This is a genomic window from Gimesia alba, assembly GCF_007744675.1.
GTDB classification, from domain to species: Bacteria; Planctomycetota; Planctomycetia; order Planctomycetales; family Planctomycetaceae; genus Gimesia; species Gimesia alba.
The window spans coordinates 3918059-3939360 of sequence record NZ_CP036269.1 but is presented as its reverse complement, the minus strand read 5'-3'; the positions used below and the strand labels follow the sequence as shown (position 1 = coordinate 3939360).

Genomic DNA, 21302 nt, shown 5'->3' with positions numbered 1-21302 from the left:
GTCGTTGATTTCTGATGTGAGATTAACGACGGTCTCATTTCATTTTAAAAAATAAATTAAAGCTGAAAATGTGTCTTAGTTATATCATGAATGCGGCCCGGGTAGGGCAGCTTATTGGTTTTTTCGGTAAAGATTGTAATGGCGATTCAGCAGACGATTGCCATATTTTTCCATTGCTGATTCACATTCCTCAGCCGAAACCGGTTTTTTGAGTAGTGATTTTCCATGGAAATAGCCCGAAAGTAATGTGGCACTGCTCCATGCTTGTTCCAGAGAGGCGTCTGATTCCCTGCTGGAATTCTTAAGTATTTTTGTATTTTCGGTTATATTCGGAGGGAATTCCGATGGGCTGTGAATCAGATATTCTTCCGAAAGAACCGGTTCCAATGAAAATTCTTTGATACCCGATTCTGTGAGAATGACCGTTGTCAGAGAATCGGAATCTTCACTCTCCTCTAGCAAGGTAGTGTTGTTTTGTTCCGTGGTGTTCTGCACGTCGTTTGATGTGGGAGGGTTTGCCTGCTCCTCTGTGACATCGCTGGCCTTGCCGTTACGGATATCAACGTCCATCAGCAGTCGGATTCGTTCTTCCCCAGCTTCTTTCAAGTAGATCTGGTAGCGACCATCAGGCAGTGTCTTGAATAACTGGGGTAGGTTATCCAGATCCGATTCGTCAAGCGGTACATCTTCGATGACATTTCCATTGGGAGCTAAAATCCTCAGAAATACCAGACGTTCGACATTTTTATTGGCTTCTTCGATCGCCGATTCAAGTGACAGGGTGTCCTTTGTCGTAAAGATACTCTGCTGATTCGATGTGGCATCCAGGATGACTTCTGTTTCGGGGAACAGTAGCTGTGGAACCTGGGGAGTCGTGTCGATGGCGACGTTGGCCAATCCTTCCCCCGGGGTTTCCAGTACTCCGGCTTCACTGGTGAAGTCCAGGCTGCCACTTCCGTCAGAAAAGGTGAATTGCAAGTCTCCCTGCATCGTTACCAGGATGGGAATATCTGCTGCCGGGTTTTGTACATTCGGGTTCGCGACATAGGTATGCTCAAATACAAATGATCCCGGATCGGCAAAATTAAATGTCTCCACGGTTCCATCACCCCAGTCAATGGTGATGAAGAAATTCTGCTCTGAAAAACGACCGAAGTCGCCAGTCACGGTTGCATCTCCTGTGGCCGATATTTGCGGTGTTAATATATTCTGCAATAGTGGAGGCACACCTGCGATAGCGCCGGTTTCGGACGTCAGTGTCGCATTCGTGTCGACTAAAACGCCACTCGTACCATGTCCCGAGAATACGCCTGTGCCTGCGACACTATGATCGGAAGCAGCTCCTGTATCATTGATGTCGAGAATCCCGTCTCCCGCTTCGACGTTAATATTTCCGTTTCCTCCGAAGGCACGAACCGATGCATTCAAGATTAAGTCGCCAGGTCCCGTTGACTCCAGTCCAATGTTACCCCCCGAACTGTTAATAACGGCGGCGTCAACAGTCAATGGGCTGGCGTTCGTAATGATGATGTCTCCGGCGACTCCCGCTGAGTTCGTGATACCAGCAATGCCGTCGACGGTGCCAATGGTTAACAGGGCACCTCCCAGATCATTGGCGATTTGAATGCTGCCGGAATCCGTATTCAATGCGGCAAGCAGCGAAACCGCTGTTTCCAGTGAATCCGCAGAACCAGCACCGCCTGCAGAGCGGATGACGAGTTCGTCAGATGTGATGTCTCTTCCCCCCGTATCACCGGCATCTACGACGCCTCCGTCGGTGCTGGTAAGTCTGGTGAACGTGGTGGTAAATAACTGGCCGATGGTAATATCATCGCCAGCTTGCAAATCGAGAGTTCCAGTTCCAGCATCAAAGACTGTGCCGTCCGACATGGTGATGCCACCACCGCCAGCTCCCATCGAGGCCGAGTCGGCGAGAAGTGTGATTTTCCCATTCGATGAGTTGATATCACCGTTGCCACCAAAAATCAGGCTGTTTTGTGCGGTCAGATCAATGGTGCCACCAGCTGTGCTGAAGCCGTCATTGATTTCAATCGATGAATTCACGCCGGTAGCCATCACTTGAATCGTACCTGCACCGCCGGTAGAAACAACATTCGTCAATGCACCAGGATTTTCAAACAGAGCTGCACCATCTGACTGAATGGTGATGTCAGAATCTGTTGTGGTGATTTCTTCGAAGGCGGCATCTTCTCCACCGATTTGTGAATAGTCAATTGAGCCGCTGCCTGTGGTCAGTAGTGTGATCCGAACAGAGCCTGTTGCCGCTGAAGCTGTGTTGGAAACGTCAATGTTGCCTGTCCCGGAATCAATGGAAAGGGTTCCGCTGGCCAGTTCGACCGCTTGATTATTACCGATTCCGTTAACTGCCTGCAGCATGATCGAACCGGAAGCGGCGTTCAGATCGATCTCCGGAGTCATCTGATCGTTGAACGCGTCATTGATTTCTCCTGCTGAAACGATGGAGATGACTCCATCCAATGCGGCGAGATCTCCGAGCAGAATGTTTCCGAAGTTAATGGTTGAGACATTGATTTCCGGAGTCGCGCCTCCAGCCGAGATTGAGGTCAGCTCTAGAATATCGGATTGCGCATCTCCTTCGTTGGAGATGGTAATGGTTCCATCCTGAGTGGTTGCCAGGTCGATGGTTAATGCTTCGTCGCCAATCTGTGCCAGCGCGATATTACCGGTTCCGGTGGTAATACTGGTGGCGATGACAGAATTACTGGCGGTATTGTGAAGAAGGATGTCGCCGTCGGTGGTGTCAGCTGAGAAAGAGTCAACACTTAGTTCGAGTGTGTCTCCCACGCCGATTCCGGTAACTGCGTTCAGATCCAGGCTCATCGCATTAATATTGAGCTGCCCCGGAACACCATCGTTTTGATCAGTGATTGCAGCTTGGGAGTCGAGCAAGACATGGTCGGTGGCTGTTTCAATCAGACCGGACAACAGAATATTGCCGCCTGCGAAAACATGAATGTCACCCGCCGTGGTCTGTAGAATATCGTGAATTACCACGGCGTCTGTTTCAATGATCCGGATCTCGCCTGAGGTCTGGTTGGTGATATTGATCTGGTCGACCTGTGTTTCGATTTCCCCATTCAAATCAGCGACCTTACCGGCTCCCAGAGCAGCGATGATCGTGACGCGGGCGCCGGATGCATTGGCGATCAGGTCTTCGCCGGCGTTGTCTCCGGCGTCGGTTACACTACCTTCGGTTTCCAGGTGAATCGCGAAGTCGGTGGCGTTAGTTGTGATGATCTGACCAATAGTAATGTCATCTGTTGCTGTCAGAGTGACTGCACCATCACCGGCATTGATGACTGTGCCATCGGCCATTGTGATCCCGCCAAACAGTCCACCGGCGCCATTGTCGGCATCTGCAGTCAGTTTAACATCACCAGAAGTGCTGATCAGGTGGCTCGAACCATTAAAGACAATGTCATCGGCGGTTTCAATCGTAACACTGCCCGTCTCGCTTTGGATGTTCTGATTCAGAATCAGGTCGGCGTCGGTGTTTGTCGTTTCGATGAATAGAGTACCGGTTCCTAATGTCTGGACCAGATTCGTAACAGTCACACTACCGGCTGATGTCAGCGAGATATTTGTGTCTGTGCCTCCGGTCAAAGCCATCGAATCGGTATTCAGGTCGACGAGTTCCAGGGCAGGGGAGTCGTTGGTAATATTAAAATCACTGCCAGTAGCGGTACCATCAAACTGCTGTGCTGTGATCGTAACGGTTTCTGCAGACATGGACTGGAACAGAATTGCATCAACGGCGTTAATATCAAGGTCTCCACCGCCAGCATCGATGATATCAGGCGCATCCAGACGCAGGTTTGCTGTTTGCAATCCGGTCGGTACGGTGATCGAAACATCGGAAACAAAACCGATGGTGTCCTGTGTATTGTGAATTCCCGTTGTGAGTGAGGCATCCAGTGCGCCACCTGTTGCTTTGATGAATGTGGTTCCCACTGAGCCCGTGCCTGCGTCCAGATTGATCAATTCAGGCGAGGTACCTGTATTGTGGATGGCGATGATGTTATCACTGGTCAGGTCGAGATGATTTACGGTTGTCTGCAGTGGATCAAAACCAGCTTCGGTAAAGATACTGGTGATGCCACCGATATTACGTCCGGCAACAATCGTCAATTGATCGCCGGTCGTGATATTCATGTCGGTGCTGTCAGAATCGAGTACATCACGATCTGAATTCAAAGTGATGTCGGCGGTGTTCTGGGCTGTTAATGTTGTGACAATGATGTCACTATCAGCGCCGGTTGCAGTCAGTGTGATACCGTTGTTGATATCGGAAGCGGAGTTGTTCGTGGAATTGACGTCGAGGACTTCAATAGTTCCGGCAGCATTAACGGTAATAAAACCATCGAAAGTCATCAGTTGCGAAAGGGTAATGCCGTCCACTTCATCAATGTGAATTCCGCCGGCGTTTGTATTCACGTTAGCGGTGAGTGAGTTGACATCGGTGTCAACATCGATTCCATCCTGAGTCCCATCAGCACTGCTGGATGTTAGCATTAAATTGTCAGCGGTAATCCGATTCGTATCAGCTCCATTGGTATCGAGAATACCGTCGTCCGCAGTCAGTATGACATCTGCATTCCCGACGGTCGTAATTGTGGTCACTAGAATATCACTGCTGGTGCCCGTTGCTGTTAAAGTGATATCGTGATCATCGTTGGCTGAGTTGTTTGTCGAGACAACGGAGGTTGCCGTGATGCTGCCTGTGGCGTTGACGCTGATTTCACCATCAAAAGAGGAGAGATCAAGCAGTTCAACGACCCCCGTGTTCTCTATGAAGAGGCCGCCAATGCCGGATACCGTGGCAGAGAGCGTGCTGATTTCTGTTTCCAGTGGATTTCCATCACCGATCCCGGTGACGGCATTGAGAACAGCCGTCGTAGCCACAATGTCTGTATGACTGTCGCCGTTATCACTGATGGAAGCTGAAAGAGAATCAATGTTGACGGTACCTGTTGTCAGCAGGCCACCTGAAAGGACATCGCCATCAGCTGTGAGGCCAATGTCACCGGTTCCGGCATCAATCAAAGACCCATCGGTCATTGTGATTGAATCACCGTTATTTCCTGCCGCATTGTCAGCGGTTAAAGTGATTGTTCCTGAAGTCGAGTCGATCAGCGCGACGCTTCCCAGCAGAATGTCATCTTCCGCTGTGAGGCTGACGGTTCCGGTCTGACTCTTGATGGTTGTGTCCAAGTTAATTCCACTACCCGAACCAGTGGATTCACCGATCAGTTCGATGTTACCAGTGCCGGAAGCAGAGACATCAGACATGTTCGAGATTTCGATTCCATCATCGCCGTTTGAGGTACCATTGATCGAAATATCGCCGTTGGTGGAGATCATTTGTCCGGCGGATGTTTGAATTGATGTTCCTGTTGAAGCAGAACCACCGCCAGTTGATGCTCCCGTGACTGAAATACTTCCGTCTGTTGATTGCACCAGACTTTGAATCGTGACTCCAGTATGGTCGGATGTGGTCGTACCGTTAATGGTAATTGTGGCTGCGTTGGCACCGGTTCCATTGGAAAGAATCGTTGCCTGATCAAGCAGTTGGAAACCAGCGCCGGCACTGGCGTCAGCTGTGATCTCGATGTTCCCATCGGTGGAAGTCACATTGGTCGATGCCCCTTCAATCAGGACGCCCTGGTTTGTATCCAGTCCTGTCCCACCCGTGCCATTGATGGTAATGGTACCGGCCGAGACTCCCGTATCAGTTGAAATGACCGTGGTGCCGGAATGCAGGTATACGCCATGATGACTGCCTGTCAGGGCATCTGTTCCACCAAAGCCCGTGATCGAAATATTTCCGGTTCCCGAAGTCTGAATACCTGCGTTGTCGGCTTCGATACCAGTGAAATCACCAGTCGTGATGCCGCCATTATTGGCAAGAAGTGTGATGCCGCCATTAACCGTTTTCAGGTTGCTTCCACTGTTAAGTTTAATATTTCGAGTGGATGTGAGCAGCAGGGCACCGGTGCCGAAAGTGGTAATTGTTGTTGCAAGATCGACAGTTAGTGTGTCAGTGGCGTCAAACGTGACGGAGCCAGTCGTCGATTGGACGTTTTCAGTAATGTCGAGCGTCCCCATGACATTTACCAGGATCTCCAGGTCGGCATCGAGACCGACCTGAGCTGTAATACCACCAACAGTCAGGTCGCCCATGTTGTCCAGGAAGAGTCCGCCCGTGCCAGCGTCGGCTTCCAGAAACGAAATGGAGGTGTCGATGGCATCCGCCAGTTGTCCGATTCCCATGTTGGCATTAATGACCAACTGATTTGCGGTCACATTTTTGGCCGGCGTTATGTCATTGTCTGTGATACTACCATTGGTGGATGTAAGATCGACACGACCGCCGGTGGTCGTGATGGAAGAGACAGCAATATTGTCGTAAGCTGAGAGTTGAACGAGTCCGCCCTGTGATTCGACGGTGCTGCCGGAATCCATGGTGATACTGCCCGCGCTGGAACCGTCATTGTCTGCTGTTAACGTGATGGAACCGCTGGCCTGACTGATGATCTTTGCCGTAGATGTTAGTGTAATATCATTGTCAGCCAGAACTGTGATACTGCCGTCCAAGCTGGTAAGTTCTGAAGAAATCAGGACGTCCGAAGTGACGCCTTTCGCTACTACCAGGATGGTTCCCGCGCCGTTGACACTGATTCCGCCATCGGTAATAGAACTGCTGCCAGCGGACGTGTTGATGTCTACTTTACCGCCACCAGTGCCTGAGGTTGTGTTGAAACTGCTGTTTACGGCAGTGAATTCGGTAAGGGAATCAATATCAATATTTCCCCCATCGCCCGTAAGCAGGCTGCCGTTTGAAATATCGACTTTGCCCAGATTGGATGTGATCGTAATCGTACCACCAGAGGCTGCACCCAGCGTAGTATCGATTCCAGTGCCGGTGGATAAGACATCACTTTGTGCCTGAACGAGAACACTTCCCCCTTCGCCGGTATTGATACCGCCATCTTCAAGGGTGATGGTTCCCGTGGCGTTGATCGTAACATCACCGAGTGAATTCACGCCGGTATCACTGGTGGTCACGTCCCCGTTATTCGCGTCAATAGTGACAGAGGTTGCAGAACCATTGGTTGTACTTAAAGAACGCGCGGTAACGTTGGCACCATCAATGTTAATTGTTCCCGTGCCGGCATCCAGGCTGGAGCCGGATAGCATAGTGAAATCACCGGCACCCGAGGTGTCAGAGTCCGCCTGGACGGTCACATTGCCGTCGGTGGAGACTGCATCGTTGAATACGACATCGTTGGTTGCTTTGACTGTAATCAAAATACCAGCGCCACCAGTCAGTGTTGAGTCAAAAGTGATATCACCTGCTGTGGTGGCCGAAAAGGACGTTGTTACCCCCAGAGAAACTGCATCATGGAATGTCTGACTTCCGGAAGTCGTGACGCTGCCACCATTGATCTGGGTGGTTCCAGTAGTATCAGTGGTCAGGCTGGTCAGTTCTGCAGTATTTCCCACCTGATTGTTAAACAGGGTTGTTCCGCCTGTGTTGACGTTCAGAGCAAAAGTCCCATTCAAAGTGGACATGAATGCGATATCGCCGCTCGCAGCACTACTGAGAGTCGCATCTGCCCCAAGCAGAACTGCATTGTTAAATATTTGCGATCCAGTCGTTGCGATACTGCCACCATTAATGTTAGTAGACCCGTTGGCGTCAGTGGCAAGACCGGTTAAAGCATCTGTATTACCCACGAAGCCATTAAAGTTGGTTGTGCCATCCGTGTTAAGACCGAGTGAAAATGCACCGTTTAACGTCTGGTCAAATGTAATGGCCCCGCTACCGGAACTTGTGAGAATGGTATTCATTCCCAGAGTGACATCGTCATTAAAAATCTGAGCACCCGTCGTATTGATACTGCCGCCATTGATTTGAGTAGTACCGCCGGCAGTGGTTATCAGACTGGTCAGAGGTGCTGACGTACCAACAGCACCTCCCAAAATGGTATTGCCGATCGTGTCAATGATCAGATCGATGGCACCATCAATGGTTGATTCGAATTCAATATTGCTTCCACCAGTGCTGGTGAGTGTCGAATTTGTGACAAAGTTGACCGCATCGTGATAGAGTTGAGAACCGGTGGTTGTTACCGTTCCCCCGTTGAATGTGGTGCTGGTGACGCCGGAAGAGCTGATCTCAACCGAGGCCGCATCGATGTTGGCCAGAATGTCAACGGTTTCTGCGGTGACAAACAGGTCTCCTGTGACCAGGTTTGTTGCTGACTGAAAGGTGACGCTATCATCGCTGCCGGCCAGGATTGTCAAGCTGGCGTTGAAGGAACTGTCGAGACTGTCAATCAGAATCGTATCGATGCCTGTTGGTGTTCCTGCACTGTCAGTACGAATCGTGATCGAACTCGTCGGATCGAGGAAGAGCACTGATTCGCTGAGTGTGGAGTCAATATACGAATAATTATCGCCGGCAACGCCATCGTCTGAGAGGGAGATTGTTTCAGTGGCGTCCGTGAAATCAAAAATACGGTTAGCGACAAGCAGGTTGTCGATGATTGGTTCCAGACCAGTAAACGTGATCGTGGTTGAACCGTCACTTAGGGTGGCATCGGAAATTGTAATGATGCCGTCTTCCCCTTCGGCGGTAACACTGTCGGGGGTAAAGACGTAAGCGACAGAGTCGGCTTCGAGCGGCGTACTGTGATTGATGACCAGTGTATCGCCGTCAATACCCGCAATTCCCAGAGAATTACCGTCGTTGTTCTGTGAACCACCGTTAAAGATGATTCCATTTTCCGCATTAAAGAACAGGTTGTCGGGTTGGTTGATAATCAAGACATCATCGCCACCCAGTCCATTGAAGGTGATTGAGGTGACGTCAGTGATGGCGACAGTCCCGAGAATCGTCTCACCGAGGCCGCCGATATCGCGCGTCAGTACAAACGTGGCTGTGTCTTCACCAGTGAGAGTCAATTCTAGCTGGTCGTCTTCGCCGGTTCCAAAGATGACGATATCACCGGTACCATACAGACCCGGATACAGAGTAGGGGGATTTTGGTATGCTCCAATATGCGGCGTTGTCGTGTTCGTGTCGCTGGCGAACTCAGATGAAGTGTAGGCGGCCGAAGAACCGAAGCCGATTGTGAACTGTTCTTCCAGAGAGTCGGTACTGACAAACAGAGGATCGTTGGCATAAGCGAACAACGGGTCGCCGAAGACATTGGTCGAGTTTAAGGTCACATTGGAATCGAGATCGTTACCATTAAAGGCATTGTATGTGACGTTTGCATTTAGCGGTGCGATGACGCCAAAGCCTTCAATAGGGGGCAGAGGAGGTTCCGCCTGTAGATAGAGGGTAATATTGGTGCCACTGTCGCCTGAGACGATGGTAGTACCTGCTGCATCATCCAGATCCCAGTGTGCGACAAGGCGAGTATCGCCTGCCAGGGCGGCGACACCATTGTTCATGATGTCAGCCCGCTCGGAGACGCTTAAGACATCGTTAAACCAGCCGATGTCATCCATCAGCCCGTCAAAATAACGTCCTGCATCACCCGGATCGCGTCCGACGTTCATCAAGCCATTGATCGTATCAGTAAAGTGAGTACTGTCGAAGCCAGCCAGGTTTTCATCAAACGAGGAAAGATAGGGTTCCTCGGAACCATTAATGTAGATGTGCATTTCGCCGGTGTCGGCGTCCCACGTATATTGGATGTTGGTCCAGATTCCCGCAACGCCGGCCTGGCCACCCTGCTGAATTGTGAAGTCGGCACCATCTTGCGTTCGACCATAGAACTGTCCACCACCGTTGGTACGATACTGGAATTCCAGGCCACCGTTATCCGGGCCTTCGAAGAACTGGTTCCGTCTGCCGACATCATCCATGTTAACCCAGAAATTCAATGTCCCTTTGCGGCCGACATCAAAACTCGCATCTTGGAAAGTGGCGAAATCATCGAGACCATCGAATTCCAGCGCGCCGCCGAACTGACCGGCTGTTGTCTGAAATTCCGGACCGAAGGGGACGATGCCGTCTGTAGCAAGGAACATCTGAATGCCGTTGACGTTGTCGATGGCTATATCACCGGCAGTCTGATCGAAGTCCCAGTGGGCAACGAGGCGGGCATCAGCGGACAGAGTCGCGACGCCCGTTGTTCGAATCGTATCCAGGTCGGTTTGGTTCAGAGCCTGATCAAACCAGCCCACATCGTCCATCAATCCATCAAAGAAACGACCGCTTCCAGGATCGCGGCCAACATTCATCAGCTCATTTACGGTGCTGACCGTCGCGGTCCACTGTGAGAGATCAGAATCGTAAGTGGAGCTGAGGTAGCCGACTTCGACGCCGTCGATATACAGATGCATTTCGGGATTCACGCCACCATTGAAATCCCACGTATATTGAATGTTTTGCCAGACGCCGGTTGTGCCGCCAGCAGAGCCGTCTTGGATAACATAGGTGTTTCCGTTGCCGTCATTTCGGTTCGGGCTGCCGAAAAACTGACCGCCGCCGTTGGTGCGGTATTGAAATTCCATGCCGCCATTATTCGGGCCTTCAAAGAACTGATTGCGGCGTCCTTGATCATCCATATTCACCCAGAAACTGAGTGTGCCGGATTCGCCGACATCGAAGTTAGCATCCTGGAACAAACCAAAGTCGTCGACACCATCAAATTCTAGTGCTCCACCAAAGACACCACCGGTTGGATTCCAGAGTGGTTCTGTCGTCGGCTGAGGACCTTCGTAGCTAAAGCCGTTGAAAATATTGTCGGTGATATTAACAGTACCTACAGCCACAGAGAGCGATGGATCAAAGTAAACGCCACCAGGCTGGGCATAGATGCCGTTGCCGTTGGTTGTAGAGGAATCCTGCCAGTCGAAGGTGTTGTGGATGATATCCAACCCGTCGGCAGTCATACCGCCATTCGTAATCGTAACCGTATAATTCTGATCGCCGGCTTCCTGGAACGAGCCTGCTTCAAGACCGTTGCCAAAATAGTTATAGGAAACCTCACCACTGAAAGCGAAATTGTTAGGATCGCCGAATGTGCCTTGCGGACCAATGGCGATCGGCCCCCAGCGGAAATGGTCGGCGCGGAATTCATTGCGGGTGATCAGGAAATTTTCGCCACTACCGCCGTCTCCGTCTCGGATGGCGGCTCGACCGAATTTTCCTTCAAAGATCGAATCAGACACTTCGAGATTGTTGGCACCTTCAAAAACGACGGCGCTGCGATAATTATCACCAAACAACAGGTTATTTAGAGTGGTGTTGTCGGCTGTTGTGTAGACGACATAGCCCTGGTAATCGGTGGTGGAAGAGTGCGTCTCCCAGCCGAGTTGGGCGCCGGCAATGCTCACGTCACTGGCAGAAATATTAACGGCAATGTCAAAGTTGTTTGTCGGTGCCCCCGATTTGCGAATTTCGACGACCTCTTTGCCTGCTCCCAGAATCGAAACGGATTCATCAATGTCGAGAGTCCCTGTGTTGAGGTAGTTTCCCGCTGCAACATTAATGATGCCGCCGGTCCCGGCAACGTCAACGGCGTCCTGAATATCGGCACCGCCAGCCGAACCGAGGACATTCACTGCCGTCGCATTGCCCGATACGTTCGTGGAAACAAGATCGCCATCCAGATTCACTTCGTTTGCATTAAATGCGATCCCTGCTGCAGTCAGGGTAATGCTATTGGCGACGTTGATCGTCTCAATGTTCCATTCCAGCATCTTCCCAGTATCCAGAGAAATGCTACCGTTGGAATTCAGGGTATCTACGTCACCGTCGCCATTAATCACCAGGGATGCCGTAAAACTGGTCGCCAGTGAATTGAGATTGATCACGTCAGCGCCATCACCGGTATTGATGGTGACGATGCCGGTGGGGTTCGTGAATGTCAGTGTTTCACCGGCGGTGGAGGTAATCATGGTCTGGCCGCCGCCCGCATCAGTGATGGAAATCGTTTCAGCAACACCACTGTAATAAAGAGTGACATCTACTGCGTTGATCGTTGATGTGATTGGTTCCAGGCCTGTATAGGTGATGAAGTCACTCATCGCGCCGTCGATGCGAATGGAACCGGAACTGCTGTCTGTGAAATAATATTCGACAGAAGTTGTTGTCCCCAGCAGGTTCAATACATCTCCCGGGTTTGTGGAGTTGTTCCCTTCGCCGTCATAGTCAACAGCAATGCCTTCTGCGGCGAGGGCACTATCGACGGTCAAACTATCGTCTCCATTGCCGGCATTGACCGTAATACTATTGGTGTCAGTCAGCGAACTGGTGCCGATCAGCGTTCCTCCCAGACGATATTCGATGTTGGGACCGACAACAAGAACTTCGATGACATCGTCGCCGGTTGTTCCTTCCAGTTGAATATCGACGACACCCGATATGGCGAAGTTTTCGATTTCGCTGTAGCTAATTGTAGGAAAAGTTCCTGTGACACTGCCCGAACCGTTGCTGCCGTTGGAAACCAGTGCGGTCCCGGCTGCCGAGGTGTCTACGTTGAGCGTGTCTCCCCCCGGGTTCGAAGTAGGATTGCCGCCTGTGATCTGGAATGCTTCTGAATCAGGTGTAACATCAAACGTGTCAGCGTCACTTCCCCCATTGAGGTTCACAAAATTGCTGAATCCGAGCGAGTTTGTGCTTTGGTATGTATTGGCCCCGTTGAGGGTCCAGCTGGCGACGCTGTCGATGCCAGTTAGTGAGTTGATACCTGAACCACCAGTTAGTTGATCGATATTTGTAAAAGTGACGGATTTAGCTGACTCAGTTCCTTCAAAACCATCCGTACTGCCGATGGCGGTTAAGGTAACTGCTAGATTCGTCGTATAGTTTGTTAGATCGAGATGGTCGGAACCTCCCTGACCATCAATGGTTCCGCTCAATAGAGAAGCGTCACTGCTGAACAGGAAGATGTCGTTGCCCAATCCTCCCAGTAGATTTAAGGCTTGTGAGCCGGTGATCGTAAATGTGTCGACATCGCTGCCTCCGGTCAGGTTTTCTACATTTGTGAACGTGACTGTTCCCGAAAGAAGGCTGCCCGCGTTTGCGCCGTCAATTAACCAGTCATTGGTTTGATTCGCTGCAAGCAGTGTGTTTGTTCCTGCACCGCCGTCGAAACTGATGCCGCCAGCTGGAATATAACTACCGCCACTCGAGTCGAGTCTCAGTGTGTTATCTAAGCCGTTTCCAGTAATTGAAACACTGGAAACACTGGCAAAATTGTGCGAGGGAACAATTTCATTCATGGTCCCTGTTTCAAGTACACGGAGTTGCGTTCCATCTCTGACGATGGTGATGTCGTTGACCGACCAGTCTCCTGCATCAACAAACAGCGTTTCGATAAGGTCATTGAGATTGATGGTGATGGTTGCTGCGGTGGTACTGCCGGCGTTGTCGTCGACAAGGATATCTAAGGTGTAGGTCGGATTGGTTTCGAAGTTGAGCAGGCTCTGATCTGCGACGACGATCTGTCCACCTGAGGTGATGTCGAAGGCGGCTGTTCCGGTTCCGCCGGTTTCGGTGAAGGTCAGTGTGTCACCCGGTTCGTCGGCATCGGAGGCGACGATGGCAACACCGACGGATGTACCATTCAAAGCGTTTTCATCAATGTCGCGAGTCTGATTCGCGACAACTGGTGCGTTATCGTTTAACGGGTTGAGGTTGATGGTAATCGTCGCCGTATCTGTGGCTCCGGCACCATCGGTAACAAGGACATCCAGAGTGAAGGACGCTGTTGTTTCGTAGTCCAATAGGCTCTGGTCAGCGACAGTAATCTGGCCACTGGAATCGATGTCGAAGGCAGCTGCACCAGTTCCACCTGTTTCGGAAAATGTGAGCAGATCATTGGGGAGATCAGCGTCGGTTGCGATGATAGCCAATCCAGCGTTCGTTCCGTTCAGCGTGTTTTCATCCACATTACGAATTTGATTGTTGACGATGGGAGCGTTGTCATTCACTGGATTCAGGTTGATGGTAATCGTCGCCGTATCTGTGGCTCCGGCGCCATCGGTAACAAGGACATCCAGAGTGAAGGACGCTGTTGTTTCATAGTCCAATAGGCTCTGGTCAGCGACAGTAATCTGGCCACTGGAATCGATGTCGAAGGCAGCTGCACCAGTTCCACCTGTTTCGGAAAATGTGAGCAGATCATTGGGAAGATCGGCGTCGGTTGCGATGATAGCCAATCCAACGTTCGTTCCGTCCAGCGTGTTTTCATCCACATTACGAATTTGATTGTTGACGATGGGAGCGTTGTCATTCACTGGATTCAGGTTGATGGTAATCGTGGCTGTGTCCGTGGCACCTGCACTATCGGTGACCAGTATGTCCAGGTCGAAGGAAGTCGTAGCTTCGTAGTCGAGTTGATTCTGATCGACGACAGTAATTTCCCCGGATGCACTGACGTTGAAGGCGGTTTGTCCGGTTCCACCAGTAACGCTGAAAGTCAAGCTGTCTGCGGGAACGTCAGGGTCTGTTGAAACGATCATTCCCACAGACGTCGTATCAACAGTATTTTCATCGACATTGAAGTTCTGGTTAGCTGCAGCAGGGGGAGTGTTGACAGTTAAAGCGACATCATTGCCGTCGCCTCCCTGATAGGTGATATAAACCTGGTTGCCATTGAACGTCAGCAGTGTACCTTCTGCGAGTCCAGCGAATGTACCAGCGATGGCGTCGACATCATCGTTATCGATCAACAGGAATTCATCGCCGGCAGCGGCGGTAAATGTACTGATCAGATTGAGTGTGGCTCCGGTGAGATCAACAGTGCCGGCAACTTGAATCTGGTCGTACTCGGTCCCTGCTATGGTGCCGTCAATTTCGACGTTCAGGGTTGAACCGGCTGCGAATGTCAGATTTCCTGTACTGAGGATTCCGGGGCTCGAACCCGGGCTCAGAACGCCACCGGCATTAATGGTCACTGGGGCATCAATATTACCAGAGCCCCCAAGCGTCGCTCCATTGGAAACGATTACGTCTGATGTTTTGAGTGTTCCTTCTACTTCAAGTAAACCGCCTTGAACCGTCGTCGAACCAGTGAAGGAACTGTTTCCGGAGAGCGTAAACTCACCGGCTCCTGATTTGGTCAGGCTACCATCGCCGCTGATGCTGCCTGCGAAAGTGGATGACGTAGCGGTGGCCTGGTTCACATCAAGCATGCCAGTCGCGGCACCTAAAAGTACCTTGCCGGTCCCAGTGAGTGAAGTGAGCGAAGCTTCAAAGCCATTCAGGTCGAGCACGCTGGTGACGGATGCTAACTCGACACTGGACGTATTGGGAATGGCGAAGGACTGTGCGAGTTGCAAGAGACCATCATTAATGATGGTCTGGCCTGTATAACCATTGGCCGCGTCGAGAATGACGGTGCCCATACCATTTTTGATTAAGTTGTTACCGTTCAATTGGGCTTTGACTGCGCCCGAGCGTAGATCCAGATCAGACTGGGCAGAGAGAACGCCGCTGGTAGCGATTACGGTGCCGTCTTCGAGGACAAATCCGTTGATCGTTTCGTTAAACGTCCTCAGATCGAGTGTCGCGCCTCCGGATAACGTCAACGAGACCGAATCTGCTAACAGATCATTTCCAGTCAACTGGTAGGTGTCTCCCGGTTTTCCGCTGATGATTAAATCTGTGGGAGCAAACGCGACGTCGAACGAATCCAGGGCAACCACTGAGTTGCCGCCGGATGTGTTGATGGTAAGCGAATCCGTGGGGGCAGCAAACGTGGTGAACTCAAATGCGGCACTCAGGCTACGGATTTGCATTTCTCCTGGAATTGTTGAATTTTCCAGAACGGCATCAAAAGTTGATGTGGGGAGATTGATGACGACGTTGTTGGCCGTACTGGTCCCACCCAACACGGGTTCTAGACCGGTATAGCTGATTTCCGTTGTACCATTGCCGCTGAAATCAATCGATCCCGTTCCCGGTCCGGTTAAGTTATGCGTCAGAGTGTCAAAAGTGCCATTCGTAAATTCGAGAGCGTCATTGCCACCACTACCGCCTTCAAATGAAATAGCAATATCGTTTAAGCCAGGCGTTGCGTAATTTAGCGTCAGGAGATCCGTTTCTCCATCGGCACCGGTGACATGGATTGAATTCAGACCTGCTGCAGGAGCCGAAAAGAGCAGGGGATTGGCACGATCGGGATCTAGAATTTCGAGGTTAGGACCATTGATCTGAATCACAAAAGCATCATCGGCATTCAGCTCATTGGGCAGTACCACATTGAGCTGATCCCCCGTCAGTTCGAATTGCCCCAGATAGGTCACTGTAGAGGCCGGATTGAATTGCGGAGGCTCTCCCACGCCGATTTGAAGTTCGATCCCGATATTGACGTCACCTGAAAAACCGGTGAGGTCGACAGGTCCGTTAATGACCAAATCCTGCTGACCAAGAAACTGGACGGTTTGGGAAGGATCAGTACCAGTGACTAGAATTGATGAGATCTGGCTGGCATCAAACTGTAATATGCTGCCGGGCAAGCCCAGCCCGTCATCGACTTGAATTGTGGCACCACTGTCTACGACAGAGACAGTCGCTTCATCGTTAGCTGCATCGAGGTTGAGTTGGAGCACATCACTGGAAGTGCCACCGATAGCGGCACTGACGTTGAGCACAATTCGATCTTCCAATCGAATCAATTCCAGGCTCGCATTGCTGTCTTCTCGAAAGTTTTTGTACTTAAGATTAGGCGATGAGTCTGTTTTGCCGAAGCATTGATTCAGCCATTTTAATAATCTCACGTTGAGAAGCTCCTTCGAGTTTCTTGATATGCTCAAACTTCAAATGGCATAAAATATAGGACGACTCTTGTGCAGCAAAACGCATGAAGGCATTGCAATGGGATGACTACGTACCGACACCCTTTCAAACGATCCACGACCATCAAACCGGTATACATAATGGTACAGGAGCAGTCTTGCTGAAAATCCCTCCATATTATCCTTGCTCTCTAAAAGGTATGTCAATCATTTTTAACGTGGGACAAACATCTGCTAAAAATGTAAAGCTTGCGGTTACACAAACGTCATACCCGTTCTAACTAATCCGATTCCTACTGTTGTGAACATTACCATCCTGTTGTCCCTACAATCATTTCAACTCTCCTACGCTGACATACAACTAAATAACGAACCAAGTTCCTGGTCATTTCAATAATCCGCTCAATAAAACAGGAAATCAATAAATCCGAACCATGAGAGTGTTCTTGCGTACATGCTTGTTGTGGTGATTGCCATTTAAATTTTGTAAACCGGCTAGATAGGGGCATTACAAAGACCTTGCTGTTTAGTATGTCGAAGATGTGCTGCCGTCATAACCTCTGCCGATATATGATTATGAGTCCTTCTGATCAAACGATATCGAAAATGCTGACTGCCGCCTGTTAACCAATGCAGGCAATCTATCTCACTGGAGCGCCTGAACTTATGAGGTTGCTAACTGTCCATTCCTGGATCATTGCCTGTCTGTGCTGCCTGATATTTCAGGGTTGTGCTTCAAAACAGATTGCGCACTTTTCAATCGCTCCTGAATTTGATCAACACAAAATAAACGCGATTTCCAAGTCTGCTGCAGTCCGTCACCAGAATTCAAATAACAAGACGAATGAAAGCGTAAAATCTGACCAAATAAGGGTTACCGGCTTTAATAAGCGAACGATTCAAAGCCGAAACAAACAGGTCGAGACACAACCGGCTCCCTTGGAAACGGAAAAACCGAACGAGTCTGCTTTGCAGTTCGACGAGTTTGAAGATTTTCACTCGATTGCGCTAACTGAAACTGACTCTTATCAGGCAGATGAAGTCGACCCTCCAGTTGAAGCGCAAAAACCAGATCTTTCTGATGTACCACCTGTCTTCGTGATGGAGCTTCCCCCGACCACTGAAGTTGTACTTAGTAAGAACAACGTTACTTTCCAGACTGAGCAGGAGAAAGCTCCGTCAGTGAAATCACCACATCTGGTAGAACTGGGACTGAAGCCAATCACTCAATTGTCGATCAGTGCCAAGCCACCAGCGGGCGAATTGCCAAAGAACACGGCTGCAGAACAATTAGAGAAACTCCCGACTCGCCAGGTTACGATGGGAGAAACTCGGAACTGGGAGTTAAGCACAATGGAGTGGGAAGCTCCCGGTGTTGCCTATAATCCATTGTATTTTGAAGAGCCATACCTGGAACGCTATGGTTATAATTATGGTGCTCTTCAGCCATTCCTTTCAGCGGGGCGCTTTTTTGGACGTATTCCAGTGCTCCCCTACATGATTGGCGCTTATCCAATGGATGAGTGTCGTTATCCGCTCGGATATGCTCGACCTGGAGATTGTCCGCCGTATCAGGTTGAAAAACTGCCTTACAGTACACGAGGCGTTTTATTCGAAAGCCTGACCGTTACCGGTCTGGTATTCCTGATTCCCTGATCGTGTTAGCTGAGTTTCCAGTGCTGCTCTCGTTGTGTGAATTGCTTGAGTCGTTGTTCGTTCACAGTAATTCCCAGCCCAAGGCCCTTTAATGCCGTCGCACTCCCCCCCCATCCAAACGAAATCTCCTCATTGATCAGATTCTGTACGAGCAGGAACCGGTCAAAGCTTCCTTCTAAAAAAGCGATGTCTTTGACTGAGGATGCGAAGTGACGTCCCGCAGCGGAAAGAATGCCCGTTTCCCCCACCTGACAACCGAGTTGATACTGGAGCCCCGCCTGCTGTGCCTGATGGGCCAACTGTAAAGCAGGGATGATTCCCCCCAGCTTTGAGATGCGGAGATTAAAATAATCACAGTAGCCTTCTGCTATGGCTTGTTCGGCGTCTTGTTGGCAGCAGAGAGACTCGTCGAGCATGACTGGAGTTGCAATCTGATTTCGAATATCATGCAAGCTGGCAATGGCTTGATGAGCGACCGGCTGTTCAATGGAGCTGATTTTGAAGGGAGCGAATTCATGATCTTTTTCTTCCAGAATCTCCCGCGTCCAAGCTTCATTTGCGTCAACACGCAGGTTCATTTTACTCCCCGTCAGCAGTCGTAACTTTTGTAAGAGACGTCGATCATTGATCTGCGGCAGACCGACCTTCACTTTGCAATGCTGGAAGCCGGTCAGACGGTAAACGAGAGCCAGCATGTATTGCTTGACAGGTTTCATCGAAGTCAGCACACCACTGTATCGGACAGCTTGCTGTGGTTCGATCAGATTCTGATATGGCTTCAAATGTTGAAAGATTGTAGAAAAGGAAGTCTCTTCTGCACGAGCCCCCGCATCAAGCAGGCTGATTTCCAATGCACAGCGGGCCGCATTCCCAAAGCAACCTCGTTGCAGATATTCCTCAGGGGAATCTGTCAGTTGGGGTAAATTTATTTGCTGGCTGAGTGCGATCAAGCCGTCGAGAGAATCACAATTGTCCCCTAGCATTGACTGGAAATTGGTATTTTCATATTGAGAAAAGACCGAATCGACGGTTTCACCCGTCACGTATTCTCGCGGTACCGATTCACCCCAGCCTACGGTTCCATTGGTTAACTGACAGCGAACTACAATCGACTGAGATTCAGAGCGGCTGAAGGATGCATGGGTGATTTTTCGTCGTAACGGTACGCGGACCTGATACGCCGAAAGCTGGGCGATTCTCATTATGCCTGATTTCTACCTTCATTAACTCTAAGCGGGATTATGACATACGTGCATATTGGGGGTGACAGGCTTTCGCAAAAATGCTATGAAGCCATTATTCTGAACGGATTTAGAATTTTTCGCAATATGGAGGCGATTGTGGGTGTTCCCCTTTCCCAAATGTGGACTGTAGCAAAGTATGTTCTGACACAACGAGCCAAAAGGGTCAAGCGGTATCCGCTGGTCTTGATGCTCGAACCGCTATTTCGCTGTAATCTGGCCTGTGCCGGTTGCGGAAAGATTCAGTTTCCCGCCCATATTCTGAAGCAGCATCTGAGCCCGGAACAATGTTTTCAGGCCGTTGATGAGTGTGGTGCCCCGATTGTTTCCATTCCTGGCGGTGAACCATTGCTACATCCCCAAATGCCGGAGATTGTCGCTGGACTGGTGGAACGTAAAAAGTACATTTATCTTTGTACCAATGCGATCCTGCTGGAAAAACATCTTAAGAATTATTCACCATCCAAGTATCTCACGTTTTCGATTCACCTGGATGGAATTCGCGAAGATCATGACGCGGCCGTCTGTCGGGACGGTATATACGACAAAGCGATCAGCGCGATCAAAGCCGCTGTGAAGGCAGGGCACCGCGTAACAACGAATTCTACGCTATTTGAGAATGCCGAACCGGAACGAGTCCGGCAAATGTTTGATGAGCTGGCCGAGTTGGGCATTGAAAGCATGATGCTCTCGCCCGGATATCAATATGAAAAGGCGCCTGACCAGGAGCATTTTTTAAAGCGCAATGAGACAATTCAAAAGTTTCGCAAGATCCTGGCGACTCCCAAGAAGGCGTGGAAGTTTAATCATTCCCCTTTGTTTCTTGAGTTCCTCAAAGGAAACTGGGAACTGGAATGTACTCCCTGGGGCAACCCCACGTATAACATCTTCGGTTGGCAGAAACCCTGCTATCTGCTCGAAGAAGGATATGCTGATTCCTTTGCTGAATTAATGAATTCGACCAGCTGGGAGCGCTACGGACGGAAAAGTGGAAATGAAAAGTGCCGAGATTGTATGGTGCATTGCGGACATGAACCGACGGCCGTCGACCAAACCTTCTCTTCATGGAAGGGTTTTTTGAAAGTGGTTTCTCTGACGTTATTTGGAGCCCGGGACTCTCACAAGCCATTACCACAGCCATCACAAGAAAATATTCCCGCCCCGCACTATACAGTGGCCGACCACGAGTTGGTGCAATTGCATTCTGTCAACGAGACAGAATGCAAAGATGATGTAGAAGTGCTGAATCTCTCTAATTGAGTGTTGGGCTTTTTTCAGCAGCTTGCTCAAACAATCAGTGGGAAAGCAACGATGCAAGATGATTCTTTCGATCAGGACGTCGTTAATCTGATTGCCTCGTGTCGTTCCCTACTTGCCCTGGAAGCGATGAGCGGAGTTGACCACTACCTGAATCATGGTGAACCGGAAATGGCTTTCGAGGGCTTGTTGATTGAGCTGATGAAAGCGAATCGACTTCCAGAATCATTTCATTCGATTCATTGGGAACAAATGGCGCGATCAGCCGGCCTTATTGATGAAGGTGGTGTATTTGATTACGAGATCTGGAATAAATTCTCGGTCTGGTACGCTGATCGTTAG

5 protein-coding genes are annotated in these 21302 nt (G+C 50.1%); 3 read left to right on the top strand and 2 right to left on the bottom strand.

What is annotated here, in order from left to right; genetic code table 11:
- Positions 1 to 111: 111 nt before the first annotated feature.
- Complete coding sequence (locus Pan241w_RS14730; protein ID WP_145217132.1) at positions 112 to 16788, bottom strand: cadherin domain-containing protein; 16677 nt, start codon at positions 16786 to 16788, stop codon at positions 112 to 114.
- A gap of 684 nt (positions 16789 to 17472) precedes the next feature.
- Here Pan241w_RS14730 and Pan241w_RS14725 point away from each other — a divergent pair.
- Complete coding sequence (locus tag Pan241w_RS14725) at positions 17473 to 18462, top strand: hypothetical protein (protein ID WP_145217130.1); 990 nt, start codon at positions 17473 to 17475, stop codon at positions 18460 to 18462.
- A 5-nt stretch (positions 18463 to 18467) separates the two neighbouring features.
- Here Pan241w_RS14725 and Pan241w_RS14720 read toward each other — a convergent pair whose 3' ends face one another.
- Positions 18468 to 19664, bottom strand: a complete 1197-nt coding sequence (locus Pan241w_RS14720) for an enolase C-terminal domain-like protein (RefSeq protein WP_145217127.1) — start codon at positions 19662 to 19664, stop codon at positions 18468 to 18470.
- A 138-nt stretch (positions 19665 to 19802) separates the two neighbouring features.
- Between Pan241w_RS14720 and hpnH the strand changes: the two genes are divergently transcribed.
- Together hpnH and Pan241w_RS14710 are read left to right on the top strand one after the other, a co-directional pair.
- A complete protein-coding gene (gene hpnH / locus Pan241w_RS14715) occupies positions 19803 to 20963 on the top strand; it encodes an adenosyl-hopene transferase HpnH (protein ID WP_145217124.1) in 1161 nt (386 codons plus the stop codon).
- Between the two features lie 51 nt (positions 20964 to 21014).
- Positions 21015 to 21302, top strand: a complete 288-nt coding sequence (locus tag Pan241w_RS14710; RefSeq protein ID WP_145217121.1) for a hypothetical protein — start codon at positions 21015 to 21017, stop codon at positions 21300 to 21302.

What these genes read in the sequence shown, in the direction of transcription:
- Pan241w_RS14725 (WP_145217130.1), top strand. Translation starts at nt 17,473, where the DNA reads ATGAGGTTGCTAACTGTCCATTCCTGGATCATTGCCTGTCTGTGCTGC.
- Pan241w_RS14720 (WP_145217127.1), bottom strand. Translation starts at nt 19,664, where the DNA reads ATGAGAATCGCCCAGCTTTCGGCGTATCAGGTCCGCGTACCGTTACGA.
- Pan241w_RS14710 (WP_145217121.1), top strand. Translation starts at nt 21,015, where the DNA reads ATGCAAGATGATTCTTTCGATCAGGACGTCGTTAATCTGATTGCCTCG.